We start from the raw sequence: 26,326 nt of genomic DNA, 5'->3' as shown, positions 1-26,326 counted from the left end.
AGAGAACGAGTTGAGGCGGCCGGGACCGGCAGATGCCGCCCGGCCGCCTCCTTGGTACCTCAGCCCGTGAACCCGGCCACGTTCTCCTTCGTGACCACCTTCACCGGCACCTTGATCGTCGAGTCGACCTTCTGGTGCTGGATCGCCTTCAGGGCGTTGTCCACGGCGATCCTGCCGAGCTGCGAGGGCTGCTGGGCGACCGAGGCGTACAGCGTGCCGTTCTTGACCGCGGTCAGGCCGTCCGGGGTGCCGTCGAAGCCGACCACCGACACCGACTTGCCGGCCTTGGAGCCGAGCGCCTTGATCGCGCCGAGCGCCATCTCGTCGTTGGCGGCGATGACGCCCTGCACGTCCGGGTGGGACTGGAGCAGGTTCGACATCACGTCCAGGCCCTTGGTGCGGTCGAAGTCGGCCGGCTGCTGGGCCACCACCTGGATGCCGGGGAAGGCCTTGAGGCCGTTGGCGAAGCCCTGCGCGCGTTCACGGGCCGCCGAGGTGCCGGCCTGGCCCTGCAGGATCACGATCTTGCCGTGGCCGCCGAGCCTGTCGCCGATCGTCTTCGCGGCCAGCTCACCGCCGGTGACGTTGTCCGAGGCGACCAGCGCGTCGGTCTTCGCGTTGTTGACCCCGCGGTCGACGGCGATCACCGGGATGTCCGCCTTGTTGGCGGCCTTCACGGAGTTGCTCGCCGCGTCCGAGTCCACCGGGTTCACGATGACCGCGCCCAGTCCCGAACTGGTGAAGTTCTGCAACTGGTTGGCCTGCTGCGAGGCGTCGTTCTGGGCGTCCGTGACGGTCAGGTCCACGCCCAGCTTCTTCGCCTCGGCCTGCGCGCCCGACCGGATCTGCACGAAGAACGGGTTGTTCAGCGTGGACAGCGACAGACCCACCTTCGGGTTGTTCCCGCCGGAGCCCGTGTGCAGCAGGGAGGTCGCGGCCACCAGCGCCACCGTGACGACCGCCGCCAGCGCGTAGGTCCCGGCCTGCTTGCCCTTGCTCCCGCCGGTACCGGCGGCCACGGGCGTGGCACCGGCCTTGCGGCGCACGGTGTCCAGCAGCACGGCGAGCGCGATGACGACACCGATGACGACCTGCTGCCAGAACGCCGAGACGTTCAGCAGGTTGAGGCCGTTGCGCAGCACCGCCAGGATCAGCGCGCCGATCAGCGTGCCGGAGGCCTTGCCGGTACCGCCGGCCAGCGACGCGCCGCCGATCACGACCGCCGCGATGGCGTCCAGCTCGTAGCCGTTGGCGGCCTGCGGCTGCGCCGAGGAGAGCCGGGAGGCCAGCACGATGCCGGCGACGGCCGCGAACAGGCCGGACAGCGCGTAGATGGCCAGCTTCTGCTTGGACACCCGCAGCCCGGAGAGGCGCGCGGCCTCCTCGTTGCCGCCGATCGCGTACATCGAGCGCCCGATGTAGGTCCGGCCGAGCACGAAGGCGGCGATCAGGCCCATGAGGACCATCACGAGGACCGGCACCGGCAGCCAGCCGCCGAGCGTGTCACCGAGGTGCGAGACCGAGTCGGGGAAGGCGATCGGGGAGCCCTCGGAGATCACCAGCGACAGACCGCGGGCCACCGACAGCATGGCCAGGGTGGCGATGAACGGCGGCAGCTTGCCGTAGGCGATGAGGAAGCCGTTGACGAGACCGGCCGCTATGCCGGTGACCACCGCCAGGATGACGGCCAGGAAGACCGGTACCCCGTGTGAGGTGGCGCTCCAGGCCAGCACGGTCGCCGACAGGGCCGCGACCGAGCCGACCGACAGGTCGATGCCCGCCGCGACGATCACGAAGGTGACACCGAAGGCGAGGATGGCGGTCACGGCCGCCTGCACGCCGACGTTCAGCAGGTTGTCGGTGGTGAGGAAGTCGCCCGACAGCGCCGACATGGCGATGACGAGGACGATCAGCGCGGTGAGCGCGCCGTTGTCGAGGAGCAGCCGGCGCACACCGGAGACGCCACCGGCGCCCGTGTTCCTGCTCTTGAGCGTGTCAGCGGCCACGTCCGGCCTCCTTGTCGGTTGTGGTGGTGGGGGTGGAGACGGCGAGCGCCATCACGGAGTCCTGGGTGGCCTGGTCGGCGGAGAGTTCCCCCGCGATCCGGCCCTGGGCCATCACCAGCACCCGGTCGCTCATCCCGAGCACCTCGGGCAGGTCGCTGGAGATCATCAGGACCGCGGCTCCGGCGGCCGTCAGCTCGTTGATCAGCTGGTAGATCTCGACCTTGGCGCCGACGTCGATGCCGCGCGTCGGCTCGTCGAGGATCAGCACCTTGGTGTCGGCCAGCAGCCACTTGCCGATGACGACCTTCTGCTGGTTGCCGCCGGAGAGCGTGCGCACGTGCTGGCCGAGCCCGGCCATCCGCACGCCCAGCTGCCCGGCGATCCGCTCGGCGGCGACGTGCTGCGCCTTGAGGTCGACGATCCCGGCCCGGGTCGCCCGGCGCAGGGTCACCAGGCCGAGGTTCTCCTCCACGGAGGCGTCCAGGACCAGCCCCTGACCCTTGCGGTCCTCGGGGACGAGCCCGATACCGGCGGCCATGGCCGCGTTGACGTCGTGGCGCCTGAGCGCCGTCCCGGCGACCTGCACGGCCCCCTCGTCGTAGGGGTCGGCGCCGAACACGGCCCGCACCACCTCGGTGCGGCCGGCCCCGACCAGGCCGGCGATGCCGACGACCTCGCCGGCGTGCACCCGGAAGCTGATGTCGTGGAAGACGCCGTCCCGGGTCAGCCCGTCCACGGACAGCAGCGCGGCGCCGGTCTCGGCCCGCTCCCGCGGGTACTGCTGCTCGATGGACCGTCCGACCATGAGCCGGACCAGTTCGTCCTCGGGCGTGGTGGCGGGCACCTGGCCCACGCTCTTCCCGTCCCGGATGACCGTCACCCGGTCACCGATCGCGGCGATCTCCTCCAGGTGGTGGGTGATGAAGACGATCCCCACGCCGTCCTCGCGCAGCTGCCGCACGATGGCGAAGAGCTTCTCCACCTCCTCCGAGGTCAGCACGGCGGTCGGCTCGTCCATGATGAGCACGCGCGCGTCCAGGCTGAGCGCCTTGGCGATCTCGACCATCTGGAGCCGGGCGATGCCCAGTTCCCGCACCCGCGCCCGCGGCGAGACGTGCACGCCGACCCGCTTCAGCAGCGCCTCGGCGTCGGCCTCCATCCGCTTGCGGTCGATCATCCCGAGGCGGCGCGGCTGCCGGCCCAGGAAGATGTTCTCGGCGACGGTGAGATCGGGCACCAGGTTGAACTCCTGGTAGATGGTGGCGATCCCGAGGCGCTCGGAGTCCTGCGCACCGTGGATGCGCACCTCCTCGCCCGCGGCCAGGATGCGCCCCTCGTCGGGGGTGCAGGCGCCGGAGAGCATCTTGATGAGGGTGCTCTTGCCCGCGCCGTTCTCACCGAGGAGTACGTGCACCTCGCCCCGGCGGAGGTCGAAGTCGACGCCGTCGAGCGCGACCACTCCGGGGAAGGACTTCCGTATGCCCTCGATGCGCAGCAACTCGTCCGGGTCGCTCACGACGTGCTCCTTTGCACAGGGGTCTGGTTCATTGCGGGGCGCGCGCCGCACGAGCGGCGGACGACGAGCCGGGCGGGGAGGGTGACGGACTGCGGAGGCCGTCCCTCGATGCGGTCGATCAGCGCGCGGACGGCGGCCCGTCCCAGCGCGCCGGTGGGCTGGGCTATCGCCGTGACCGGCGGGTCGGTGTGCACGAACCACCGGATGTCGTCGAACGCGGCGAGCGCGATGTCGTCCGGCACCCGCAGGCCGCGCGCGCGGACGGCGTCCAGCGCGCCGAGCGCCATCAGGTTGTCGGCGGCGAAGACCACCTCGGGCGGCTCGGGCAGGTCGAGGAATCCCTCGGTGACCCGCCGCCCGCTCTCGGCCTGGAAGTCGCCCTGGCCGATGTAGGCGTCGGGAAGGGGCACGCCGTACTCGGCGAGCGCCTCCCGGAACGCCCGCACCCGCTCACTGCCGGTGGTGGTGGCCGCGGGGCCCGCGATGATCGCGAGCCGCCGGTGCCCCAGCCCGTACAGGTGGGCGACGAGGTCCCGTACGGCGCTCTGGCCGTCCGCGCGGACCACGGGCACGTCGACGCCCGGGATCCACCGGTCGACGAACACCATCGGTGTCCCGCCGCGCGCCGCCTCCAGCATCAGCGGGGAACCGCCGTCGGTGGGGGAGACGAGCAGACCGTCGATACGGCGGTCGAGCAGGGTCCGTACGTGGTGGTCCTGCAGGTCCGGCCGCTCGTCGGCGTTGCCGATGATCACGCTGTAGCCCAGCGCGCGGGCCTCTTCCTCGACCGAGCGGGCCAGCTCCGTGAAGTACGGGTTGAGGACGTCGCTGATGACCAGGCCGAGGGTGCGGGTCTGGTCGGTGCGCAGGGACCGGGCGACGGCGTTCGGGCGGTAGCCCAGCGTCTCGACGGCGGCCAGCACACGGGTACGGGCGTCGGCGCTGACCGACGGGTGGTCGTTCAGGACACGGGACACCGTGGCGACGGAAACGCCCGCCGCGGCGGCCACGTCCTTGATGCTCGCCATCGCCGCTCCACCTCCTCGTGGAACTCGTGGAATCGATTACACGCACTGCGTAGAGAGGATTGGAAACGATTACACGGCGACTCGGCAAGGGGTCAGGAATGGCCGAAACCGAATCGTGACCGTGGCTCGTCGCCGGGGGCGGGTGCGTCGTGGCCGGGCGCGCAGGTCCCCCCGCGCCCCTTCGGGGACGCTGCCGTGAGGCGCCCCTCAAGGGGCGTGGGGAACCGCGCGACCAGCCTCCACCGGCCCGCGGCCGACGGTGTCCGTCAGCCGATGCGGGTCCCCGTGCCGCTGACCCGGACCCGCGGCTCGCCCGCACGCAGGGTCACCGTGAGTTCGCCGGGCCGGCCCAGATCCTCGCCCTGGTGCAGGGTGAGGACCGCGTCCTCGGGGACGAGGCCCAGCTCGCGGGCGTACGCGCCGAACGCGGCGGCCGCGGCACCGGTCGCCGGGTCCTCGACGACACCTCCGACCGGGAACGGGTCGCGGACGTGGAACACGGTGGCCGATTCCCGCCACACCAGCTGCACGGTGGTGAGGTCCAGCCGGTGCATCAGCGCTTCGAGGCGCGCGAAGTCGTACGCCAGGTCCGCGAGGCGGGATCGGGTCGCGGCCGCGAGCACGAGGTGACGGGCACCGGCGAAGGCGATCCGGGGCGGGAACGCCGGGTCCAGGTCGGCGGCCGGCCAGCCGAGCGCGGCGAGCGCCTCCGCGAGGTCGTCGCCGGCGATCTCCTCGACGTGCGGTTCGACGCTGGTGAGGGTCGCCGTGACCGTCCCGTCCCGCTCGGCCACCGTCACCGGCACGGTGCCGGCGCGGGTCGCGAACACCAGCTCGCCGGGGCCGATCCGCTCGGCGAGCGCGATCGCCGTCGCGATGGTGGCGTGCCCGCAGAACGGCACCTCCGCCTTCGGGCTGAAGTAGCGGACGGCGTACGACCGTTCCTCGTCGGACCGGGTCAGGAACGCGGACTCCGAGTACCCGAGGTCCGCGGCGATCGCCAGCATGGCGTCGTCGTCCAGACCGCGGGCGTCCAGGACGACACCGGCGGGGTTGCCGCCCTCCGCGCGGGCGGAGAAGGCGGTGTATCGCAGGACCTCGGGGCGCGGCGCGTTCGTCGTCATGACGGCCCAACGCGGCCCGGCGGCACGGCTATTCCGAGGAGCGACGGCGCCCGGCCACCCGCTCCGACGGCGGCTTTGCGCGTGCGTCGCGGCGGGGACGCCGGGGCCGTACCGCGGGACCGGAAGCAGGTGTGGATCTCGGCCTGCGGCGCGAGCCACGGACCGTCCCGGCTGCCCGCCGTTCTCGACGAGCTGCTCGGGCGGTACGGACCCGGCTGCCGGAGCCCGGGAGTTACATCTGCTTCGGGTTGAGGACCGCGAAGGTCGCGCCCTGCGGGTCGGCGACCACCGACATCCGGCCCGCCATCATCTCGAACGGCGGTGCCAGCACCGTGCCGTTCCGCTTGACCAGCGCGTCCACGGTCGAGTCCACGTCGTCCACCGCGAAGTAGGTCAGCCAGTGCGGCGGCACGCCCGGCCGTTCGTCCCCGAGTTCGGTGGCACCGCCGACACTCCGGCCGCCGACGTTCAGCGACCAGTAGGTCCCGTCGGCGCCCTCCATCGGCTGGATCTCGATGCCGAAGGACTCGCCGTAGAAGCCGGTGGCGGCGGGTACGTCGTTCGTGTTCAGCTCGTTCCAGATCAGCGCGCCCGGCTCGTTGACCACTCCGGCGCCGTGGAACGCGCCCGGCTGCCACACCCCGAACACCGCGCCCTGCTGGTCGGCCGCGATCAGCATCCGGCCGAGGTCGCCGACGTCCATCACCGGGGCGAGCAGGGTGCCGCCGGCCGAGACGATCGCGTCCTGGGTGGCCGGTGCGTCCGTGCTCGCCAGGTAGGTGGTCCACACGGTCGGCGGGTCCGGCTGGCCCTCGGGCGCCATGGCCGGACCGATGCCGGCCACCGGCTTGCCGTGCAGCGTGCAGACCGCGTACCCGCCGAACTCGCCCGGGCCGATCTCACCCTGCCAACCGAACAGGTCGCGGTAGAAGTCGAGCGCGGCCTGCTGGTCCTGCGCCATCAGATCGACCCAGCACGGTGTGCCGGTCGCGTACGGAGTGGTGATCTCGGGCATCTCAGGCTCTCCCTGCGCACGGAAAGTTTTCCCCGCCGCCCACCTTCACCGCCCGCGGGGCTTCCCGCCACCCGGGCCGACGCGGAAGGTACTTTCGGACGGCGGGCCCCACCAGCACCGGGCGTAGCACCTCTGCCTCTCCTACGCGGCGGCGACCTCGCACCACACGTACTTGCCGCGGTTGCCGAACCTCGACAGCGGCTGCCACCCCCACAGGTCCGAACAGGCCCGCACCAGCGCCAGCCCCCGGCCGTCCTCCACCTCGCCGGTCCGCTCCAGCGGCACCGGCGGCTCGGGCGGGCCGGGGTCCGCGTCCCACGCGCCGATCCGCAGCGTGCCGGGAGGCGACCAGCGCACCCGGAGCGCGGCGGGCCCCCTCGTGTGCCGTACGGCGTTGGAGACCAGCTCGGTGGCGAGGAGTTCGGCGACGTCGATCAGGTGGGCCGGTCCGTGCGCGGTGAGGATCAGTCTCAGTACGTGCCGGCTGACGGTGACGGCACGCAGGTCGTTGGGGATGCTGAGCGTGTACTCCCAGGCTTCGGACATGCGTCATCAACTCCGGTGAGGATGAGTGGGATCGGCGCAGGGTGGCGTTGCCGCGGCCGTCGTGGCAGGACGGGGCGGTGCACTTCCGCTGCGTGAGCGGTGCGTCACTGAAGGTAGACCTTAAAGTTTCGGTTGGGCAAGCCGATCGCGTAATCTGACCCTCGAACGAGTCGCACCGGCCGGTGCGTTGGAGCGGGGAGTGGCAGATGGGTACCAGGCGCGAGCCAACGGCCCGGCAGTTGCGCCTGGCGGCAGAGCTGCGCAGGCTTCGGGACGCGGCCGGCCTCACGGCTCGCGAGGCGGCCGCGTTGCTCGGAGTCAGCAACGTGCAGATCAGTCACATCGAAGCGGGCTTGTCCGGCGTGAGCGAGCAGCGATTGCGCCGCCTTGCTTCGCACTATGCCTGCGCGGACGAGGAGTTCATCACCGCCTTGGTGGCCATGGCGACGGATCGGACACGGGGGTGGTGGGAGGAATATCGGGGCCTGCTGCCTACGCCGTTCCTGGACCTCGCCGAGTTGGAACACCACGCCGCCTTCCTGCGTGACGTGGCGATCCTCTTCGTGCCCGGCCGGTTGCAGACGGCCGACTACGCTCGCGCGGTCTTCTCTTCCAGGCTGCCTGAACTCACCGATGACGAGACCGAGGTGCGTGTCCGGCACCGGATGGAGCGTCAACAGCAGGTCATCCTGCATGAGGTGGTCATTCACGAGGCGGCCCTGCGTATGAGAGTCGCTGATCGTGCTACGTCCAGGGCTCAGCTCGCCCGGCTGCTTGAGTTCTCGGAGGCACCGCACATCACCTTGCGTGTCGTCCCCTTCGACCTGGACGGCTTTGCCGGGGCGTCGAGCACGATGACCTACGCGGGTGGCCCCCTGTCCAAGTTGGACACGGTGGTGCGTGACGCTCCCCATGGCTCGGTGTTCATCGACTCCGAGGCTCAACTCAACACCTACCGAACAAGCTTCCGTAGAGTGGAGGCGGCGTCCCTCGATGCCGACAGGTCGCGTGACTTCATCCGCAAGCTGGCAGAGGAGCTGTGAGGCACGGTGGACAACTGGCGGAAGTCGTCCCACTCCGGCGAGGGTGACGGCAACAGCTGTGTGGAGATCGCCGACACCGACACCCATGTAGGTGTCCGCGACTCCAAAACCCCCGCCCGCGCCACCCTCACCTTCCCGGTCGCGGCCTTCGTCGCCTTCGTCGAGGCGGTGAAGGAGGGGGCCGTGCACCCCGGTCGTTGAACTCCCCGTTCACGCGGGCCGGGGACGGCGGCGGCCCTGTCGGTGCCCACGGGTACCGTCGGGACATGGCTCAGCAGACGGGGACCCCCACCGGCGAACAGCGGTTCGCCACCGTCGAAGGCGTGCTCGAACGGATCACCTACGCCAACGAGGAGAACGGCTACACGGTCGCCCGGGTCGACACCGGCAGAGGCGCCGGCGACCTCCTCACCGTCGTGGGCGCCCTGCTCGGCGCGCAGGTGGGCGAGTCGCTGCGGATGGAGGGCCGCTGGGGGTCGCATCCCCAGTACGGCAAGCAGTTCACCGTCGAGAACTACACGACCGTGCTGCCCGCCACCGTCCAGGGGATCCGGCGGTATCTGGGATCGGGGCTGGTCAAGGGGATCGGGCCGGTGTTCGCCGACCGGATCACCCAGCACTTCGGCACGGACACCCTCCGGATCATCGAGGAGGAGCCGAAGCGGCTGATCGAGGTGCCGGGTCTGGGACCGAAGCGGACGAAGAAGATCGCCGACGCCTGGGAGGAGCAGAAGGCGATCAAGGAGGTCATGCTCTTCCTCCAGACCGTCGAGGTGTCCACGTCCATCGCCGTGCGCATCTACAAGAAGTACGGCGACGCGTCGATCTCCGTCGTGAAGAACCAGCCCTACCGGCTCGCCGCCGACGTCTGGGGCATCGGGTTCCTCACCGCCGACAAGATCGCCCAGTCGGTGGGCATTCCGCACGACAGCCCGGAGCGGGTCAAGGCGGGGCTGCAGTACGCGCTGTCGCAGTCCGCCGACCAGGGACACTGCTACCTCCCCGAGGAGCGGCTGATCGCGGACGCGGTGAAACTCCTCCAGGTCGACACCGGGCTCGTCATCGACTGCCTCGCCGAGCTGGCCGCGCCGCCCGAGGACGGCGAGGACCCGGGTGTCGTGCGGGAGCGGCTGCCAGGACCCGCACCGGACGCCGAACCCGTCACCGCCGTCTACCTCGTCCCCTTCCACCGGGCCGAAGTCGCGCTGGCCTCCCAGCTGCTGCGGCTGCTGCGCACCGACGAGGACCGGATGCCGTCGTTCCGGGACGTCGCCTGGGACAAGGCGCTGGCCTGGCTGAAGGACAGGACCGGCGTCGACCTCGCCCCCGAGCAGGAGGCCGCCGTCAGACTGGCGCTGACCGAGAAGGTCGCGGTGCTGACCGGCGGTCCGGGCTGCGGCAAGTCGTTCACCGTCCGGTCGATCGTGGAGCTGGCGCGCGCCAGGCGGGCCAAGGTGGTCCTCGCGGCGCCCACCGGCCGGGCCGCCAAACGGCTCGCCGAGCTGACCGGCGCGGAGGCCTCCACCGTGCACCGCCTGCTGGAGCTGAAGCCCGGCGGCGACGCGGCCTACGACCGGGACCGTCCGCTGGACGCCGACCTGGTGGTGGTGGACGAGGCGTCGATGCTGGACCTCCTGCTCGCCAACAAACTGGTGAAGGCCGTACCGCCCGGCGCGCACCTGCTGTTCGTCGGGGACGTCGACCAGCTGCCCAGCGTGGGCGCGGGCGAGGTGCTGCGCGATCTGCTCGCCGAGGGCGGCCCGCTCCCGGCGGTCCGGCTCACCCGTGTCTTCCGGCAGGCGCAGCAGTCGGGGGTGGTGACCAACGCGCACCGGATCAACGCGGGACAGCATCCGGTCACCGACGGCATGAAGGACTTCTTCCTCTTCGTCGAGGACGAGACGGAGGAGGCCGGGCGGCTCACCGTCGACGTGGCCGCCCGCCGCATCCCGGCGAAGTTCGGGCTCGACCCGCGGCGGGACGTGCAGGTGCTCGCGCCCATGCACCGCGGGCCGGCGGGCGCGGGCGTGCTCAACGGCCTGCTCCAGCAGGCCGTCACGCCCGGACGGCCCGACCTCGCCGAGAAGCGGTTCGGCGGCCGGGTCTTCCGGGTCGGCGACAAGGTCACGCAGATCCGCAACAACTACGACAAGGGGAAGAACGGCGTCTTCAACGGCACCGTGGGCGTCGTCACCTCGCTCGACCCGGTCGAGCAGCGCCTCATGGTGCTGACCGACGAGGACGAGGAGGTCCCGTACGACTTCGACGAACTGGACGAACTCGCCCACGCGTACGCGGTGACCATCCACCGTTCACAGGGGAGTGAATATCCCGCGGTGGTGATCCCGGTCACCACGGGTGCGTGGATGATGCTCCAGCGGAACCTCCTGTACACGGCGGTCACCCGCGCCAGGCAACTGGTCGTGCTCGTCGGCTCGCGCAAGGCGATCGGCCAGGCGGTGCGGACGGTGTCGGCAGGCCGGCGCTGTACGGCACTGGACTTCCGGCTCCGCGGGGGCCATCACGAAAAATGATCGATCAAATGAGTCGTGAAGGTCACAGACCACTTCCACATAGCGAGACGAGGGGGCAGGATGAGCAGGTTGGCGGCACTGAGTGCCGTCGATGGGCCTAATGGTCGACCCCGAGTGCACTCTCCTGAGCCAAATGGGGGATGGTAGAGACAGTCAGGGCACCTCGAAGATGAGGCACTACGTCGGTGAGGGAAGACGTGAGCGACAACTCTGTAGTACTGCGGTACGGCGACGGCGAGTACACCTACCCGGTGGTCGACAGCACCGTCGGCGACAAGGGCTTCGACATCGGGAAGCTCCGCGCCCAGACCGGTCTGGTGACCCTGGACAGCGGATACGGCAACACCGCCGCGTACAAATCCGCCGTCACCTACCTCGACGGCGAGGCGGGCATCCTCCGGTATCGCGGCTACCCCATCGAGCAGCTGGCCGAGCGCTCCACCTTCCTGGAGGTGGCCTACCTGCTGATCAACGGTGAGCTGCCGACGGTGGACGAGCTCACCACGTTCAAGAACGAGATCACGCGGCACACCCTGCTGCACGAGGACGTCAAGAACTTCTACCGGGGCTTCCCGCGCGACGCCCACCCGATGGCCATGCTGTCGTCGGTCGTGTCGGCGCTGTCCACCTTCTACCAGGACAGCCACAACCCGTTCGACGCGAAGCAGCGCGACCTCTCCACCATCCGGCTGCTCGCCAAGCTTCCGACGATCGCCGCCTACGCGTACAAGAAGTCGGTCGGCCACCCGTTCGTCTACCCGCGCAACGACCTCTCCTACGTGGAGAACTTCCTGCGCATGACGTTCTCGGTGCCCGCGCAGGACTACGAGCTGGACCCGGTCGTCGTCTCGGCGCTGGACAAGCTGCTCATCCTGCACGCCGACCACGAGCAGAACTGCTCGACCTCGACGGTCCGTCTGGTCGGCTCCTCGCAGGCGAACATGTTCGCGTCGATCTCGGCCGGCATCTCCGCGCTGTGGGGCCCGCTGCACGGCGGCGCCAACCAGTCCGTGCTGGAGATGCTGGAGGGCATCCAGACCTCCGGCGGCGACGTCGACTCCTTCATCCGCAAGGTGAAGAACAAGGAGGACGGCGTCCGCCTGATGGGCTTCGGCCACCGGGTCTACAAGAACTTCGACCCGCGCGCCAAGATCATCAAGGCCGCCGCGCACGACGTCCTCTCCGCGCTGGGCAAGTCCGACGAGCTGCTGGACATCGCCCTCAAGCTGGAGGAGCACGCGCTCTCCGACGACTACTTCGTCTCGCGCAGCCTCTACCCGAACGTCGACTTCTACACCGGCCTGATCTACCGGGCCATGGGCTTCCCGACCGAGATGTTCACGGTCCTGTTCGCCCTCGGCCGGCTGCCGGGCTGGATCGCCCAGTGGCAGGAAATGATCAAGGAGCCGGGTTCCCGCATCGGCCGTCCGCGCCAGATCTACACGGGGGTCGTCGAGCGCGACTTCGTGCCGGTCGAGGAGCGCTGACACCAGCCGCTCAGCGGTCAGGGGGCGCCGGAAGGAACCGGTGCCCCCGCCATGGACGCGCGGCTCGCGCGCGGCCTCACGGCACAGCAGAAGGCGCCCTGGAGCGCCGGTCCCCCCACGGGCCGGCGACCAGGGCGCCTTCCCGTGTCCCGGTGCGGATTCCCCCCACGGGATCCGGCCGGGCGCTCGGTGCGGCAGCGCCTGAATTCGCTGCTTCGGGCACGGCGAGCAGAACTCGCCGTACGCCATGTCGAACTGCTGTGGTGCCAGTGATGCGGTGCGGTCTGCCGGGACGCGTACCGCACGGGAGGGCCGCTCAAAGCTTCCCGTCGTACGTGTCCCGGCAACGCATCTCTGAGGAAGTCCCCCAAGACATCCCCAGATGCCAGGTCAGCGCCCCCCAAGACGCTGGTCTGACATCGCCAACTTAGACCCTCGAACCCCTTCGATGGTTACGTTCGCATCACTGTGATCTGCGTCTCTTGCATATGTCCGTTAGATGCGCAAGAGCCCCGATACGGTGATCGGAGCTCAAGCGTAAGGATGATGCGCGAGCCTTGTGAAGAGCTTATGTGAGGTGCGCGTTGGACTCCAGGGGGACTTCCGTATCCGCTGCATCGAACCGGCGGTAACTTTCAGCGGAAGGTGCGCAGCCGCAGACTGTTGGTCACCACGAACACCGACGAGAAGGCCATGGCGGCCCCGGCGATCATCGGATTCAGCAGCCCGGCGGCGGCCAGCGGGAGCGCGGCCACGTTGTAGCCGAAGGCCCACACGAGGTTGCCCTTGATGGTGGCCAGCGTCCGCCGGGAGAGCCGGATCGCGTCCGCCGCCACCCGCAGGTCGCCGCGGACCAGCGTCAGGTCGCCCGCCTCGATCGCCGCGTCGCTCCCGGTGCCCATCGCGAGCCCGAGGTCGGCGGCGGCCAGGGCGGCCGCGTCGTTGACGCCGTCGCCGACCATGGCGACCGTGCGTCCCTCGCGCTGCAGCCGCCGTACGACGTCGACCTTGTCCTCGGGCAGCACCTCGGCGACGACCTCGTCGATCCCGGTCACCCGGGCGACCGCGTCGGCCACCGCGCGGTTGTCGCCGGTCAGCAGCACCGGCCGCAGTCCGAGGGCGCGCAGCTCGCGCACCGCCTCGGGGCTGGACTCCTTGACCGTGTCCGCGACGGCGAGGACACCGCGCGCCACGCCGTCCCAGCCGGCCAGCACGGCCGTACGGCCCTCCTCCTCGGCCCGGGAGCGGGCCGCGGCCAACTCCTCCGGGACGACGTCGAAGAGCCGTCCCACGGCCACCTCGCGGCCCTCCACCCGCCCGCGCACGCCCCGGCCGGGAACGTTCTCGAAGTGTTCGACCGTGGGCAGCGCCCCGACCCGCTCCTCTGCTCCCGCGGCGATCGCCCGCGCCACCGGATGCTCCGAGGCGTGTTCCAGGGCGCCCGCCAGCCGCAGCAGCTCGTCGCGGACGGTGCCGTCGGCGGTGTGCACCTCCTGGAGGCTCATCCGCCCGGTGGTCACCGTGCCGGTCTTGTCGAGGACGACGGTGTCGACCCGGCGCGTGGACTCCAGCACCTCCGGGCCCTTGATGAGGATGCCGAGCTGCGCACCGCGCCCGGTGCCGACCATGAGGGCGGTCGGCGTGGCCAGGCCCAGCGCGCACGGGCAGGCGATGATCAGCACGGCGACGGCGGCCGTGAACGCGGCGGCCGTGTCACCGGTGACGCCGAGCCAGACCCCGAAGGTGCCGAGCGCGATCAGGATGACGACGGGGACGAAGACGGCGGAGATCCGGTCGGCGAGCCGCTGCACCTCGGCCTTGCCGTTCTGCGCGTCCTCCACCAGCCGGGCCATCCGCGCGAGCTGGGTGTCGGCCCCGACCCGGCCGGCCTCGACGACCAGCCGCCCGCCCGCGTTGACGGTCGCGCCCGTGACGGCGTCGCCCACGCCGACGTCCACCGGCACCGACTCGCCGGTCAGCATCGACGCGTCCACCGCCGAGGCGCCCTCGACCACGGTCCCGTCGGTCGCGATCTTCTCGCCGGGCCGGACGACGAACCGGTCGCCGACCGCCAGCGACGCCACCGGGACCCGCACCTCGCGCCCGGCCCGCAGCACCGCCACGTCCTTGGCGCCCAGCTCCAGCAGTGCCCGCAGGGCCGCGCCCGCGCGCCGCTTGGAGCGGGCCTCCAGGTAGCGGCCGAGCAGGATCAGCGCGACGACCCCGGAGGCGACCTCCAGGTAGACCGAGGACGCGCCGCCCATGCCGCCGTCCGACCGGGAGACCGTGAACCGGAACGTCTCGTGCATGCCGGTCATGCCCGCGTGCCCGAAGAACAGCGCCCACAGCGACCAGCCGAACGCGGCCAGCGTGCCGACCGAGACCAGCGTGTCCATGGTGGCCGCGCCGTGCCGCGCGTTGGTCCAGGCGGCCCGGTGGAACGGCAGGCCGCCCCAGACGACGACCGGAGCGGCGAGCGTCAGGGACAGCCACTGCCAGTTGTCGAACTGCAGGGCCGGCACCATGGCGAGCACCACCACGGGAGCCGCCAGCAGGACGGAGACCAGCAGGCGCTCGCGCAGGGCGGCCGGCTCGGGATCCCGCCCGGCCCCGGGCCGCCGCTCCCGGTCCGGCTCCGGCTCCGGCGGCGCGGGTTCCGCCGCGGTGTACCCGGTCTTCTCGACCACGGCGATCAGGTCGGCGACCCGGACCCCCTCGGGGTAGCTGACCTTCGCCTTCTCGGTCGCGTAGTTCACGGCGGCGGTGACGCCGTCCATCCGGTTGAGCTTCCGCTCGACGCGCGCCGCGCACGAGGCGCAGGTCATCCCGCCGATGAGAAGCTCGACCTCGGCCGTCGGGCCGGTGGCCGGCTCGGCTATCCGGGTCTCTGCGGTGGTGGTGCTGGTCATGTCCGGACTCCAGACAACGGACCGGACCGTACGGATCCAGTATCAGCTGGTCGGCACGGCCCGGCGGAGAGATACGTTTCCGTCGTACGTACTGCTCGTGGTGCGGGTACCGCCTGCCGGGGCCTCGATGTCAGGCGCGGCCGACGAGTTCGAAGCCCGCCTCGTCGACGGCGGCGCGGACCGCCTCGTCGTCGAGCGGAGCCGCGGAGACGACCGTGACCTCGCCGCTGGACGCGACGGCCTTCACCGAGCTGACGCCGGGCAGCTCGGAGATCTCGGCGGAGACGGAACCCTCGCAGTGCCCGCAGCTCATGCCGGTCACCTGGTAGACGGCGGTCACGGAACCCGGGGTGTCGGTCTGAGCGGTCATGTCGTTCTCCTCGTGGAGGCGGGTGGGGCCGATGGGGCCCGCGAGGGAACCCCACTGTGGCCACACTATACCCCTAGGGGGTATTTTTCCAAGAGGTGTCGCGGCGCGCCAGCGAGCCGGCCCAGGCGACGCCGAGCAGCGACACGAGCACCAGCAGCCCCACCGAGAACAGTGTGAAGAGGTGCTCCTGCGCCGCGGTGGGACGCGAGAGGTACCCCTCGGCGAACAGCTGCCGGTCCGTCCCGGCACCCGCGAGCCGCCCCGCCAGCCAGAGCGCGACGCCGTGCGTGGAGTCCCACAGGGCGTGCAGCAGGGCGACGCCGAGGCAGGTGCCCACGACCGGTGCGGTGACGCGGAAGCGGCCGTTCGGGCGGCGGAAGGACAGCAGGACCCCGCCGGCGATCGCCGTCCACAGGCCGTGCCCGACGGGAGCCGGCACCCCGCGCAGGATCTCCGTCTCGATCAGCGTCCGCAGATCGACGCCCTCGGTGGAGACCGCCGCGTCGAAGGCGTGGCCGGCGCTCTCCATGGCTCCGAAGCCGAGGCCGACGGCCGCGCCGAGCACCAGTCCGGCCCGCATGCCCCGGATGCCCGGCATCCGGCGCAGCACGAGCACCAGCGCGCCGAGCTTCGCGGCCTCCTCGATCAGCCCGGCGCCCACGAACGTCCCCCAGGAGGGCCGGACCAGGGAGGACTCCATGAGGGAGGCGCCCAGCACCCCGAGCGTGCCGCCGGCCAGGAAGCAGCCGAGGACCGCGCTGACGCCGAGGTCGCGGCCGTGCCGTTCGTACGCCCACAGCACGAAGACGACCGGGACGAGGAAGCTGCCGAGCAGGACGAGCGTCGGCAGCGGCGCGGTGCTCCCCGTCGCGTACGTCACGACCGCGGTCAGGGCCCACAGGGCCAGCCCGCCGCCGAGGCCGCGCCGCCACAGGCCGGCGCGGATACGGGGGTACGGCGGGGGCGGCAGCTGCGGACTCGGAATGCGGGCCTGCGGCCGGCGGGGCGACGGAGAGTGGGTCACGGGCGGGCTCCCCCTGGGTGCTCCTGCGGGCGCGGCGCGGCGCCGGACGGATCGGGGCTGACGAACAGTACTGAGGCGATTACCCGCACTCTAGGCATATGCGCGAGATGTCGCAGTCCGGAGTGGGCGCGGGTACCCCGCCGGGCGCGGCGGGCCGGAAGCGGTGCTGTGCCGCGGCCGGCGGGCCGCTTAGCCTTCGCGCAGTCGTCGAGAGGAGCAGCCGCTCATGCGCGCAGTCGTCTTCGACCGCTACGGCGGTCCGGCCGAGGTACGGGAGGTGCCGGACCCGCGCCCGGCCCCGCACGGCGTGGTCGTCCGGGTCGAGGCCACCGGCCTGTGCCGCAGCGACTGGCACGGCTGGATGGGCCACGACCCCGACATCACGCTCCCGCACGTGCCCGGCCACGAACTCGCCGGCGTCGTCGAGGAGGCGGGCGCCGCGGTGACCGGCGCGCGGCCCGGCGACCGGGTCACCGTCCCGTTCGTCTGCGCCTGTGGCCGCTGCCCGTCCTGCGCCGCCGGCGACCAGCAGGTCTGCGAACGCCAGACCCAGCCCGGCTTCACGCACTGGGGCTCCTTCGCCCACTACGTGGCCCTCGACCACGCCGACGTGAACCTGGTGACCCTTCCCGACGACATGGCGTACACCACCGCCGCCGCCCTGGGCTGCCGCTTCGCGACGGCGTTCCGCGCGGTCGTGCAGCGCGGCCGGGTCGCGGCGGGCGAGTGGGTGTCGGTGTACGGCTGCGGCGGCGTCGGCCTGTCCGCGGTGATGATCGCGGCCGCGGCGGGCGCCCGGGTGGTCGCGGTCGACGTCTCACCCGGCGCCCTGGACCTGGCGCGGAGGTTCGGCGCCGCGCACGGCGTGGACGCGGCGGCCGACGACGACCCCGCGGCGGCGGTCCGCGAACTGACCGGCGGCGGCAGCCACCTCTCCCTGGACGCCCTCGGCTCGCCGTCCACCGCCGCCGCCTCGGTCGGCTCCCTGCGCCGCCGCGGCCGGCACGTCCAGGTGGGTCTGCTGCCGTCCCCGGACGGCACCACCCCCGTACCCCTGGCCCGCGCGCTCGCCCTGGAGCTGGAACTCCTCGGCAGCCACGGCATGGCGGCGCACGCCTACCCCGGCATGCTCGAACTGGTCCGCGCGGGCACCCTGCGCCCCGACCTCCTGGTGACCTCGACGATCACCCTGGACGCGGCCCCGCGGGCCCTGGCGGCGATGGGCGGGGCGCCGGGAGCGGGGGTGACGGTGATCGAGCCGTGGGCCTGAGCGCCCCGCCGGGCGTGGTTCAGTCCTCTCTGCGGTTTCTGTTGCCCGGCCGGGAGGCGACCCAGGCGCGGACCGTGTCGGCGTACCAGTAGGGCTTGCCTCCCTCGACGTGGTCGGGCGGCGGGAGCAGTCCGTGCTTGCGGTAGGAGCGGACCGTGTCGGGCTGCACCCGGATGTGTGCCGCGATCTCCTTGTAGGACCAGAGCCGTCGGTCGGTCATGAGATGCACCTCCCTGCGCGCGCCGCGGGGGCGACCGGAGGCGGTCGTCGGGGGAGCCGGGCGCTGCGCTTGGCGATCACCAAGCCTGTGCCCGGTGAACGACGGAGCGTGACGGTGGGCAAGCGGCTGTCGACCTGGTGTGACCGAGAGCCCGCGTAGGCGCGACATGTGTGACACAACGAGGGTGTTTGTGACAGAGCTGGAGCACGGCCGAGGGCAGGGCGACGGGCGGGGCGCGTTGACACGGGCGGGGGCGGTGTGACGGGCCGAGAGCGCGCGCCGCGGATCCGGGTGGCGGTAGTGTCTGGTCCGAATGTCCGGACAAACCATTGACACGACCTCCTGTCCAGGACTACAAACCGGGGGAGAGCCGTGACGAAGGGAAGCCGATGGCGTACGACCTGATCACCATGGGGCGGATCGGGGTGGATCTGTATCCGCTCCAGACCGGGGTCCCGCTCGCCCAGGTGTCGTCCTTCGGCAAGTTCCTCGGCGGGTCCGCGACCAACGTCGCCGTGGCCGCCGCCCGGCTGGGCCGGCGCACCGCCGTCATCAGCCGCACCGGCCAGGACGCCTTCGGCGCCTACCTGCACGAGGCGCTGCGCGGCTTCGGCGTCGACGACCGCTGGGTCACCGCGGTACCCGGACTCAACACCCCGGTGACCTTCTGCGAGGTCTTCCCGCCGGACGACTTCCCGCTCTACTTCTACCGGCAGCCCAAGGCCCCGGACCTGGAGATCGACGCCCACGACCTGGACCTCGACGCCGTCCGCGAGGCCCGCGTCTTCTGGGTGACCGGCACCGGCCTGAGTGAGGAGCCCAGCCGCACCGCGACCCTCGCGGCCCTCGCCCACCGCGCCAAGGCCGCCACCACCGTCTTCGACCTCGACTGGCGGCCGATGTTCTGGAGCGACCCGGAGGCGGCCCGCCCCTTCTACGCCGAGGCCCTCAAGCACACCACCGTCGCCGTCGGCAACCTCGACGAGGTCGAGGTGGCGACCGGCGTGCGCGAGCCGCGCGCCGCCGCCCAGGCCCTGCTGGACGCCGGGGTCGAGATCGCCGTCGTCAAGCAGGGACCCAAGGGCGTCCTGGCCGTCGGCCGCGACGGCGAGACGGCCGAGGTGCCGCCGCTGCCGGTGACCGTCCTCAACGGGCTCGGCGCCGGCGACGCCTTCGGCGGCTCCCTCTGCCACGGCCTGCTCGAAGGCTGGGACCTGGAGAGGACCATGCGGCACGCCAACGCGGCCGGCGCCATCGTCGCCTCCCGCCTGGAGTGCTCCTCCGCCATGCCGACCGGCGACGAGATCGCGGCCGCGCTCGCCGCCGGAGCGGTGCTGTGAGGGCCGGCCGGGTCGCGGGCGCGCACCACGACGGCACCGCCCCCGCCAAGCGGCCGGGCGTCGACGTCGCCGCCCTCGTCCACACCCGCACCCACCACCCCGAGGCCATCGCCGAGGCCGCGGCGCGCCGGGCCCGCCGCCCGCTCGTCGACGCGGACGGCAGGCTGATGATCGTCGCCGCCGACCACCCGGCCCGCGGCGCCCTCGGAGTCGGCGGCGACCGGCTCGCCATGGCCAACCGCGCCGAACTGCTGGAACGGCTCTGCCTGGCGCTGTCCCGGCCCGGCGTCGACGGCGTCCTCGCCACCGCCGACATCCTCGACGACCTGCTGCTGCTCGGCGTCCTCGACGGCAAGATCGTCATGGGGTCGATGAACCGCGGCGGGCTGCAGGGCGCCCGCTTCGAACTCGACGACCGGTTCACCGGCCACCGTGCCGAGGACATACAGCGCCTCGGGTTCGACGCCGGCAAGCTGCTGCTGCGGATCGACTACGACGACCCGGGCTCGCTGACCACCCTGGAGTCCACCGCGCGCGCCATCGACGACATGGCCGCGCGCCGGCTGCCCGTCTTCGTCGAGCCGTTCATCAGCGGCCGCACCGCCGAGGGCAAGGTCAGGAACGACCTGTCCGCGGAGGCGGTCACCCGCTCCATCGCCATCGCCTCGGGTCTCGGCGGGAGTTCGGCCTACACCTGGCTGAAGCTCCCGGTCACCGAGAACCCCGACGACATGGCCCAGGTCATGGAGACGTCCACGCTGCCCGCGGTCCTGCTGGGCGGCGAGGTCGGCGAGGACCAGGACGGCGCCTACGAGAAGTGGCGCAGCGCCCTGCGACTCCCCACCGTGCGCGGCCTGGTGGTCGGCCGCTCGCTGCTGTACCCGGCGGACGGCGACGTGGCCGCCGCCGTGGACACCGCCGTAGGACTGCTGTGAGGCCCTGATGACGACGAGCGAACTGCACCTGAGCAACGGTTCGACCGCGAACGCGCAGTACGTGCTCGACATCGACCCGAAGCGGGCCGGGTGGACGCACAGCAGTCTGCGGATCGTCGAACTGCCGTCTGGTGGAAGCCACTTGTTCACCACCGGGGACAGCGAGTGGATCGTGCTTCCGCTGCAAGGCGGTTGTACGGTGCGAACAGAGGGAACAGAGTTCCAGATCCTGGGCCGGGAGAGCGTGTTCGCCGGAGTCTCCGACTTCGTCTACGTGCCCCGGGACGCCCAGGTCCAGATCGCCTCCGGCGCGGGAGGCCGCTTCGCCCTGGCAGGAGCGAAGTGCGAGCGACGACTCCCCGCCCGCTACGGCCCCGCGCCGGAGGTCCCCGTCGAAGACCGCGGCAGCGGCACCGCCGCCCGGCAGGTGCGCAACTTCGCCTCCGCGGACGCGTTCGACTGCGACAAGCTCATCGCCGTGGAGGTGGTCACCCCGGGCGGCAACTGGTCCTCGTACCCGTCGCACAAGCACGACGAGTACCGGCCCGGCGAGGAGTCGGAGCTGGAGGAGATCTACTACTTCGAGATCGACGGCCCGAACGGTTTCGGCTATCAGCGCGTATTCCCCTCCCGTGAGGGCGGCACCGACGTCCTCGCCGAGGTCCGCTCCGGCGACGCCGTGCTCGTTCCCGACGGATGGCACGGCCCGTCGATCGCGCAGCCCGGGCACGACATGTACTACCTGAACGTCATGGCGGGGCCGGGTGAGACGCGGGAGTGGCGGATCTGCTTCCATCCGGCCCACGTAGAAAGCGCAGAGGGGTATCGATGACGATACGGCTCACCGTCGCGCAGGCGCTCGTCCGCTTCCTGGCCGCCCAGTACACCGAACGGGACGGCGAGCGCCGCCGCCTGATCGGCGCCACCTGGGGCGTCCTCGGCCACGGGAACGTGGCCGGACTCGGCCAGGCGCTGGTCGAGCACGCGGACGAGATGCCGTTCCACCAGGGCCGCAACGAACAGGCCATGGTGCACGCGGCCGTCGGCTACGCGCGTCAGTCGAACCGTCTCGCCACGCACGCCGTCACCACCTCCGTCGGCCCCGGCGCCACCAACCTGGTCACCGGCGCCGCCCTCGCCACCGTCAACCACCTCCCGGTCCTGCTGCTGCCCGGCGACGTCTTCGCCGCCCGGCCCGCCGACCCGGTCCTCCAGCAGCTCGAAGTCCCGCACGCCGCCGACGTGTCGGTCAACGACACCCTGCGCCCGGTCTCCCGGTTCTTCGACCGGATCACCCGCCCCGAACAGCTGATCCCCTCCGCCCTGGCCGCCATGCGGGTCCTCACCGACCCCGTCGAGACCGGCGCGGTGACGCTCGCGCTGCCGCAGGACGTCCAGGCCGAGGCGTACGACTGGCCCGGGGAGTTCTTCGGGGAGCGGGTCTGGACGGTGCGGCGGCCCGCCGCCGACCCGGTCGAACTCGCCGCCGCCGTACGGGCGGTCAGGCAGGCCAGGCGCCCCCTGGTCGTCGCGGGCGGCGGGGTCCACCACAGCCGCGCCGAGGCCGTCCTCGCCGAGTTCGCCGAGGCCACCCGCATACCGGTCGCCTCCACCCAGGCCGGCAAGGGCTCGCTGCGCTGGGACCACCCGCAGGACGTCGGCGGCATCGGCCACACCGGCACCGCCACCGCCGACGAACTCGCCCGCACCGCCGACCTGGTGATCGGTGTCGGCACCCGGTACACCGACTTCACCACGGCCTCCGGGACCCTCTTCGAGAACCCGGACGTCCGATTCCTCAACCTCAACATCGCCTCCTACGACGGCCACAAGCTCGCCGGCCTGCCGCTGATCGCCGACGCCCGCGGCGGCCTGACCGGGCTGACCGCGGCGCTGGCGCCGCACGGCCACCGCGTCGCCGACTCCTACGTCGCCGAGTACACCGAGGACAAGGAGCGCTGGGAACAGCGCGTCGACGCCTGCTACGAGGCCGACGAGCCGGACGCCCGGCCGACCCAGCCGCAGGTGCTCGGCGCCCTGGACGCGCTCGTCGACGAGAGCGACATCCTGGTCAACGCGGCCGGCTCGCTCCCCGGCGACCTGCACCGCATGTGGCGGACCCGGTCACGGGACCAGTACCACCTGGAGTACGGCTACTCCTGCATGGGCTACGAGATCCCGGCCGCCATCGGGGTGAAACTCGCCGCGCCCGAGCGGAACGTCTGGGCGCTGGTCGGCGACGGCACGTATCTCATGATGCCGACGGAGATCGTGACCGCCGTGCAGGAGGGGATCGCCATCAAGGTGCTGCTGGTGCAGAACCACGGCTACGCCTCCATCGGCGGCCTCTCGGAGTCCGTGGGCGCGGAGCGGTTCGGCACCGCCTACCGCCTCCCCGCCGCCGACGGCACCCTGACCGGCGCCCCGCTCCCCGTCGACCTGGCCGCCAACGCGGCCAGCCTCGGCATGCGCGTCCTGCGCGCCAGGACCGTCGACGACCTGCGCTCGGCGCTCGCCGAGGCGCGGGCGGCCGACACTCCCACATGTGTCTACGTGGAGACCGAAACGGCCGACACTGTGTCGGGCCCGCCTCCCGCGCAGGCCTGGTGGGATGTACCCGTGGCCGCGACCGCGACCCGATCGTCCGCGGTCAAGGCACGTGAGCTGTACGAACGGCACGTCTCGACCCGACGCCGCCATCTGTGAAGGAGTAACCGGTCATGACGAAGATCGTCAACCACTGGATCGGCGGCAAGACCGTCGAAGGCGCGTCGGGCACGTACGGGCCGGTCACCGACCCGGCGACCGGCGCCGTCACCACCAAGGTCGCGTTCGCCTCGGTCGACGAGGTCGACGCGGCGGTCCAGGCCGCCAAGGAGGCCTATGCGACCTGGGGCCAGTCCTCGCTGGCCAAGCGCACCGAGATCCTCTTCCGCTTCCGCGCCCTGCTGGACGCCAACCGGGACGCGATCGCCGAGCTGATCACCGCCGAGCACGGCAAGGTGCACTCGGACGCGCTCGGCGAGGTCGCCCGAGGCCTGGAGATCGTCGACCTGGCCTGCGGCATCAACGTGCAGCTGAAGGGCGAGCTGTCGACGCAGGTCGCCAGCCGCGTGGACGTCTCCTCGATCCGCCAGCCGCTCGGCGTCGTCGCGGGCATCACGCCGTTCAACTTCCCGGCGATGGTCCCGATGTGGATGTTCCCGATCGCCATCGCGACCGGCAACACCTTCGTCCTCAAGCCGTCCGAGAAGGACCCGTCCGCCTCGATCAAGATCGCCGAGCTGCTGGCCGAGGCCGGGCTGCCGGACGGCGTCTTCAACGTCGTGCACGGCGACAAGGTGGCCGTGGACCGGCTCCTGGAGCACCCGGACGTCAAGGCCGTCTCCTTCGTCGGCTCGACCCCGATCGCCCGCTACATCCACACCACCGCCGCCGCGAACCACAAGCGCGTGCAGGCCCTCGGCGGCGCCAAGAACCACATGCTGGTGCTGCCCGACGCCGACCTGGACGCGGCCGCCGACGCGGCCGTCTCCGCCGCCTACGGCTCGGCGGGCGAGCGCTGCATGGCCATCTCGGCCGTCGTCGCGGTCGGCTCGGTCGGTGACGAGCTGGTGGCGAAGATCCGCGAGCGCGCCGAGAAGATCAAGATCGGTCCCGGCAACGACCCGGCCTCCGAGATGGGCCCGCTCATCACGGCCGCCCACCGCGACAAGGTGGCCTCCTACGTCTCCGGCGCCGCCGCCGAGGGCTGCGAGGTGGTCCTCGACGGCACCGGCCACACCGTGGAGGGCTTCGAGGACGGCCACTGGATCGGCATCTCGCTCCTCGACAAGGTGCCGACGTCCGCGAAGGCCTACCAGGACGAGATCTTCGGCCCGGTGCTGTGCGTGCTGCGCGTGGACACCTACGAGGAGGGCGTGGCCCTCATCAACGCCTCGCCGTTCGGCAACGGCACCGCGATCTTCACCCGGGACGGCGGCGCCGCCCGCCGCTTCCAGCTGGAGATCGAGGCCGGCATGGTCGGCGTGAACGTCCCGATCCCGGTCCCCGTCGGCTACCACAGCTTCGGCGGCTGGAAGGACTCGCTCTTCGGCGACCACCACGTCTACGGCAACGACGGCACGCACTTCTACACCCGCGGCAAGGTCGTCACGACCCGCTGGCCGGACCCGTCCGAGGCCCCGGCCGGTGTCGACCTGGGCTTCCCGCGCAACCACTGAGGGTGACCGACCCACCCCGTCGGGGCCGTCCGGATACCGGACGGCCCCGACTTTTTTTGCCGATGGTGCTGCGGTTCCCGTCTGCACGGGATGAAATGGATGACTTAAGTCCCGTCGATACCTTGCCTTGGAAAGCAAGGTCATGGGATCGGCAGGCTTGTTGATTGGTCGATTCGCTGGCTCGGACCTGCGAAAGCGATGTGACACCGGTCGCTTTACGAGTGCGGAATCCGAAGGTTAACGGCCATTGACGCAGCGGTTTTCGTCGGGGTTCCATGCAGCACAGCCCAACCGCCGGAGGCATCCGCAACGACGCGATCGGAACCGCCGCATGACCGACACGCTCCGCCCCGTCGAGACCGCCCTCCCCGAGGTGTCCGACGGCCCCAAGACGCTCAAGCGCTCCATCGGCGTGGTCGGCGGCACCCTCCTTACCCTCTCCTGCGTCACTCCGGCCTCCACGCTCTTCGTGGTCGTGCCCGACCTCTTCGGCTCCCTCGGCACCGCCACCGCCCTGACGATCGCCATCGGCTCCCTCCTCTGCATCGCCGTGGCGTTCTGTTACTCCGAACTGGGCACCCTCATCCCGAGCGCGGGCGGCGAGTACGCGATGGTCTCCACCATGGCGGGCCGCCTGGCGGGCTGGCTGGTCTTCGTCCTCTCCCTCCTCGTCGTGATGATCGTGCCTCCCGTGATCGCCATGGGCACGGCCGACTACCTGGCCCCGATCGTCCACCTGGATCCGGCCATGACCGGCGCCGGCGTGATGCTCCTCGCGACCCTCGCGGGCCTGCTGGACCTGCGCGCCAACGCCTGGATCACCGGCATCTTCCTGGTCCTCGAGGTCATCGCGGCGGGCGTGGTGGCCGTGCTCGGCTTCTCCCACAGCCACCGCGGCGCCGGCAGCCTCACCTCGATGCAGGTCGCGGACTCCGGCGGCCACACCACCACCGTCACCGCGATGCTGGTCGTCTCCGGCCTCGCCATCGCCCTCTTCGTCACCCAGGGCTTCTCCACGGCGGTCTACCTCTCCGAGGAACTGGAGAACCCGCGCCGCAACGTCGCCCGGACGGTCCTGGCCACCCTCGCGATCTCCACGGTGATCATCCTGGTGCCGGTGGCGGCCATCACCATGGGCGCCTCCGACATCAAGGAGCTGACCGGCGGCGACATCAGCTCCATGGTCACCGCCTGGTCCAACTCCGCGGTCGGCACCTTCGTCAGCCTCTGCGTGGCGCTCGCGATCATCAACGCGGGCATCGTCATGGTCATCCAGAACTCCCGCGTCCTGTTCGCCTCGGCCCGCGACAAGGCCTGGCCGAGCCCGGTCAACACGGCCCTGTCCCGGCTCGGCCGCTTCGGCTCGCCCTGGGTGGCCACCCTCGCCGTCGGCGTCCCCGGCGCCCTGCTCTGCTTCGTCAACCTGGACACCCTGTACGGCGTGACGGGCGTGTCGGTGACCGGCATGTACCTCCTGGTCGCCGTCGCCGCCCTGCTCGCCCGCCGCGGCGCCCACCGGCACACCCCGGCCTGGCGCATGCCCCTGTGGCCCGCGATGCCGGTCCTGCTGATCGTCGTCCTCGCCTACATCCTCACCCAGCAGGAGACCGCCTACCTCCTGTGGACCGGCGGCATCACGGCGGCGGCCACCCTCTACTGGGCCCTCTACCTCCGCCCCCGCAAGGCCACCCACTGGGTGGTCTCGATCCCGGACGACGTCCGCCCCTGACAAGGCC

General features: G+C 71.5%; 21 protein-coding genes. 11 read left to right on the top strand and 10 right to left on the bottom strand.

Annotated elements, in window-relative coordinates:
* Positions 1-59: 59 nt before the first annotated feature.
* The 6 genes from ACIRQ9_RS09650 to ACIRQ9_RS09625 form a co-directional block, all read right to left on the bottom strand.
* Positions 60-2,006, bottom strand: coding sequence for a substrate-binding domain-containing protein (locus tag ACIRQ9_RS09650; protein WP_404169132.1), 1,947 nt, complete (start codon positions 2,004-2,006; stop codon positions 60-62).
* Complete coding sequence (locus tag ACIRQ9_RS09645) at positions 1,996-3,522, bottom strand: sugar ABC transporter ATP-binding protein (RefSeq protein WP_404169129.1); 1,527 nt, start codon at positions 3,520-3,522, stop codon at positions 1,996-1,998. The genes ACIRQ9_RS09650 and ACIRQ9_RS09645 overlap by 11 nt, the downstream gene beginning before the upstream one ends.
* Entirely contained in the window at positions 3,519-4,550 is a 1,032-nt protein-coding gene (locus tag ACIRQ9_RS09640; protein WP_404169126.1) for a LacI family DNA-binding transcriptional regulator, read from the bottom strand. Before ACIRQ9_RS09640 ends, ACIRQ9_RS09645 begins: the two co-directional genes overlap by 4 nt.
* A gap of 266 nt (positions 4,551-4,816) precedes the next feature.
* Positions 4,817-5,674 carry a PhzF family phenazine biosynthesis protein gene (locus ACIRQ9_RS09635; protein ID WP_404169123.1) on the bottom strand — a complete coding sequence of 286 codons (858 nt, stop codon included), beginning with the start codon at positions 5,672-5,674 and terminating at the stop codon, positions 4,817-4,819.
* A 232-nt stretch (positions 5,675-5,906) separates the two neighbouring features.
* A complete protein-coding gene (locus ACIRQ9_RS09630) occupies positions 5,907-6,689 on the bottom strand; it encodes a VOC family protein (RefSeq protein ID WP_404169120.1) in 783 nt (260 codons plus the stop codon).
* 141 nt (positions 6,690-6,830) lie between these two features.
* Positions 6,831-7,235, bottom strand: coding sequence for an ATP-binding protein (locus ACIRQ9_RS09625; protein ID WP_404169117.1), 405 nt, complete (start codon positions 7,233-7,235; stop codon positions 6,831-6,833).
* Positions 7,236-7,441: 206 nt separating this feature from the next.
* On the opposite strand from ACIRQ9_RS09625, the gene ACIRQ9_RS09620 reads away from it, so the two are divergent.
* The 4 genes from ACIRQ9_RS09620 to ACIRQ9_RS09605 all read left to right on the top strand — a co-directional run bounded on the left by ACIRQ9_RS09620 (position 7,442) and on the right by ACIRQ9_RS09605 (position 12,299).
* Entirely contained in the window at positions 7,442-8,278 is an 837-nt protein-coding gene (locus ACIRQ9_RS09620) for a helix-turn-helix transcriptional regulator (RefSeq protein ID WP_404169114.1), read from the top strand.
* A gap of 6 nt (positions 8,279-8,284) precedes the next feature.
* A complete protein-coding gene (locus tag ACIRQ9_RS09615; protein WP_404169111.1) occupies positions 8,285-8,479 on the top strand; it encodes a DUF397 domain-containing protein in 195 nt (64 codons plus the stop codon).
* A 65-nt stretch (positions 8,480-8,544) separates the two neighbouring features.
* Entirely contained in the window at positions 8,545-10,812 is a 2,268-nt protein-coding gene (locus tag ACIRQ9_RS09610) for an ATP-dependent RecD-like DNA helicase (protein ID WP_404169108.1), read from the top strand.
* A gap of 197 nt (positions 10,813-11,009) precedes the next feature.
* Positions 11,010-12,299, top strand: a complete 1,290-nt coding sequence (locus tag ACIRQ9_RS09605) for a citrate synthase (protein WP_351328085.1) — start codon at positions 11,010-11,012, stop codon at positions 12,297-12,299.
* Positions 12,300-12,934: 635 nt separating this feature from the next.
* Here the strand turns inward: ACIRQ9_RS09605 and ACIRQ9_RS09600 are convergent.
* From ACIRQ9_RS09600 to ACIRQ9_RS09590, 3 genes are all read right to left on the bottom strand, one after another.
* Entirely contained in the window at positions 12,935-15,208 is a 2,274-nt protein-coding gene (locus ACIRQ9_RS09600) for a heavy metal translocating P-type ATPase (RefSeq protein ID WP_404169105.1), read from the bottom strand.
* Positions 15,209-15,338: 130 nt separating this feature from the next.
* Positions 15,339-15,578, bottom strand: a complete 240-nt coding sequence (locus ACIRQ9_RS09595; RefSeq protein WP_404169102.1) for a heavy-metal-associated domain-containing protein — start codon at positions 15,576-15,578, stop codon at positions 15,339-15,341.
* A gap of 73 nt (positions 15,579-15,651) precedes the next feature.
* Positions 15,652-16,602, bottom strand: coding sequence for a PrsW family intramembrane metalloprotease (locus tag ACIRQ9_RS09590; RefSeq protein ID WP_404169099.1), 951 nt, complete (start codon positions 16,600-16,602; stop codon positions 15,652-15,654).
* A 226-nt stretch (positions 16,603-16,828) separates the two neighbouring features.
* Here ACIRQ9_RS09590 and ACIRQ9_RS09585 point away from each other — a divergent pair, with 226 nt between their 5' ends.
* Entirely contained in the window at positions 16,829-17,872 is a 1,044-nt protein-coding gene (locus ACIRQ9_RS09585; RefSeq protein WP_404169096.1) for a zinc-binding dehydrogenase, read from the top strand.
* 19 nt (positions 17,873-17,891) lie between these two features.
* On the opposite strand, the gene ACIRQ9_RS09580 is transcribed toward ACIRQ9_RS09585, so the two are convergent.
* Positions 17,892-18,092, bottom strand: a complete 201-nt coding sequence (locus ACIRQ9_RS09580) for a MerR family transcriptional regulator (RefSeq protein WP_351328093.1) — start codon at positions 18,090-18,092, stop codon at positions 17,892-17,894.
* Positions 18,093-18,481: 389 nt separating this feature from the next.
* Between ACIRQ9_RS09580 and iolC the strand changes: the two genes are divergently transcribed.
* The 6 genes from iolC to ACIRQ9_RS09550 all read left to right on the top strand — a co-directional run bounded on the left by iolC (position 18,482) and on the right by ACIRQ9_RS09550 (position 26,319).
* Positions 18,482-19,432, top strand: a complete 951-nt coding sequence (iolC, locus tag ACIRQ9_RS09575; RefSeq protein WP_404169093.1) for a 5-dehydro-2-deoxygluconokinase — start codon at positions 18,482-18,484, stop codon at positions 19,430-19,432.
* Positions 19,429-20,367, top strand: a complete 939-nt coding sequence (locus ACIRQ9_RS09570) for a deoxyribose-phosphate aldolase (RefSeq protein ID WP_404169090.1) — start codon at positions 19,429-19,431, stop codon at positions 20,365-20,367. The genes iolC and ACIRQ9_RS09570 overlap by 4 nt, the downstream gene beginning before the upstream one ends.
* A 7-nt stretch (positions 20,368-20,374) precedes the next feature.
* Positions 20,375-21,199, top strand: a complete 825-nt coding sequence (gene iolB, locus ACIRQ9_RS09565; RefSeq protein WP_404169087.1) for a 5-deoxy-glucuronate isomerase — start codon at positions 20,375-20,377, stop codon at positions 21,197-21,199.
* Positions 21,196-23,073: a 3D-(3,5/4)-trihydroxycyclohexane-1,2-dione acylhydrolase (decyclizing) gene (iolD, locus tag ACIRQ9_RS09560; RefSeq protein WP_404169084.1), complete on the top strand. Its 1,878-nt coding sequence runs from the start codon at positions 21,196-21,198 to the stop codon at positions 23,071-23,073. Before iolB ends, iolD begins: the two co-directional genes overlap by 4 nt.
* Before the next feature lie 14 nt (positions 23,074-23,087).
* Entirely contained in the window at positions 23,088-24,590 is a 1,503-nt protein-coding gene (gene mmsA, locus ACIRQ9_RS09555) for a CoA-acylating methylmalonate-semialdehyde dehydrogenase (protein WP_404169081.1), read from the top strand.
* A 331-nt stretch (positions 24,591-24,921) separates the two neighbouring features.
* The gene (locus tag ACIRQ9_RS09550; protein WP_404169078.1) at positions 24,922-26,319 is read left to right on the top strand and encodes an APC family permease; all 1,398 of its coding nucleotides are present in this window, start codon (positions 24,922-24,924) and stop codon (positions 26,317-26,319) included.
* Positions 26,320-26,326 lie beyond the last annotated feature (7 nt).

It is taken from the genome of Streptomyces sp. NPDC101237 (genome assembly GCF_044767465.1).
In the GTDB taxonomy this organism is placed as follows: Bacteria; Actinomycetota; Actinomycetes; order Streptomycetales; family Streptomycetaceae; genus Streptomyces; species Streptomyces gramineus.
Note: the sequence above shows the minus strand (reverse complement) of the source record. Positions and strands in the feature narration are given on the sequence as shown.

Bases quoted from the DNA above. Each gene is read 5' to 3' on its own strand.
- ACIRQ9_RS09620 (WP_404169114.1), top strand. From the start codon at position 7,442: ATGGGTACCAGGCGCGAGCCAACGGCCCGGCAGTTGCGCCTGGCGGCA.
- ACIRQ9_RS09630 (WP_404169120.1), bottom strand. From the start codon at position 6,689: ATGCCCGAGATCACCACTCCGTACGCGACCGGCACACCGTGCTGGGTC.
- ACIRQ9_RS09595 (WP_404169102.1), bottom strand. From the start codon at position 15,578: ATGACCGCTCAGACCGACACCCCGGGTTCCGTGACCGCCGTCTACCAG.
- ACIRQ9_RS09580 (WP_351328093.1), bottom strand. From the start codon at position 18,092: ATGACCGACCGACGGCTCTGGTCCTACAAGGAGATCGCGGCACACATC.
- ACIRQ9_RS09600 (WP_404169105.1), bottom strand. From the start codon at position 15,208: ATGACCAGCACCACCACCGCAGAGACCCGGATAGCCGAGCCGGCCACC.
- ACIRQ9_RS09625 (WP_404169117.1), bottom strand. From the start codon at position 7,235: ATGTCCGAAGCCTGGGAGTACACGCTCAGCATCCCCAACGACCTGCGT.
- iolB (WP_404169087.1), top strand. From the start codon at position 20,375: ATGACGACGAGCGAACTGCACCTGAGCAACGGTTCGACCGCGAACGCG.
- ACIRQ9_RS09585 (WP_404169096.1), top strand. From the start codon at position 16,829: ATGCGCGCAGTCGTCTTCGACCGCTACGGCGGTCCGGCCGAGGTACGG.
- iolC (WP_404169093.1), top strand. From the start codon at position 18,482: ATGGCGTACGACCTGATCACCATGGGGCGGATCGGGGTGGATCTGTAT.
- ACIRQ9_RS09610 (WP_404169108.1), top strand. From the start codon at position 8,545: ATGGCTCAGCAGACGGGGACCCCCACCGGCGAACAGCGGTTCGCCACC.
- iolD (WP_404169084.1), top strand. From the start codon at position 21,196: ATGACGATACGGCTCACCGTCGCGCAGGCGCTCGTCCGCTTCCTGGCC.
- ACIRQ9_RS09550 (WP_404169078.1), top strand. From the start codon at position 24,922: ATGACCGACACGCTCCGCCCCGTCGAGACCGCCCTCCCCGAGGTGTCC.
- mmsA (WP_404169081.1), top strand. From the start codon at position 23,088: ATGACGAAGATCGTCAACCACTGGATCGGCGGCAAGACCGTCGAAGGC.
- ACIRQ9_RS09640 (WP_404169126.1), bottom strand. From the start codon at position 4,550: ATGGCGAGCATCAAGGACGTGGCCGCCGCGGCGGGCGTTTCCGTCGCC.
- ACIRQ9_RS09635 (WP_404169123.1), bottom strand. From the start codon at position 5,674: ATGACGACGAACGCGCCGCGCCCCGAGGTCCTGCGATACACCGCCTTC.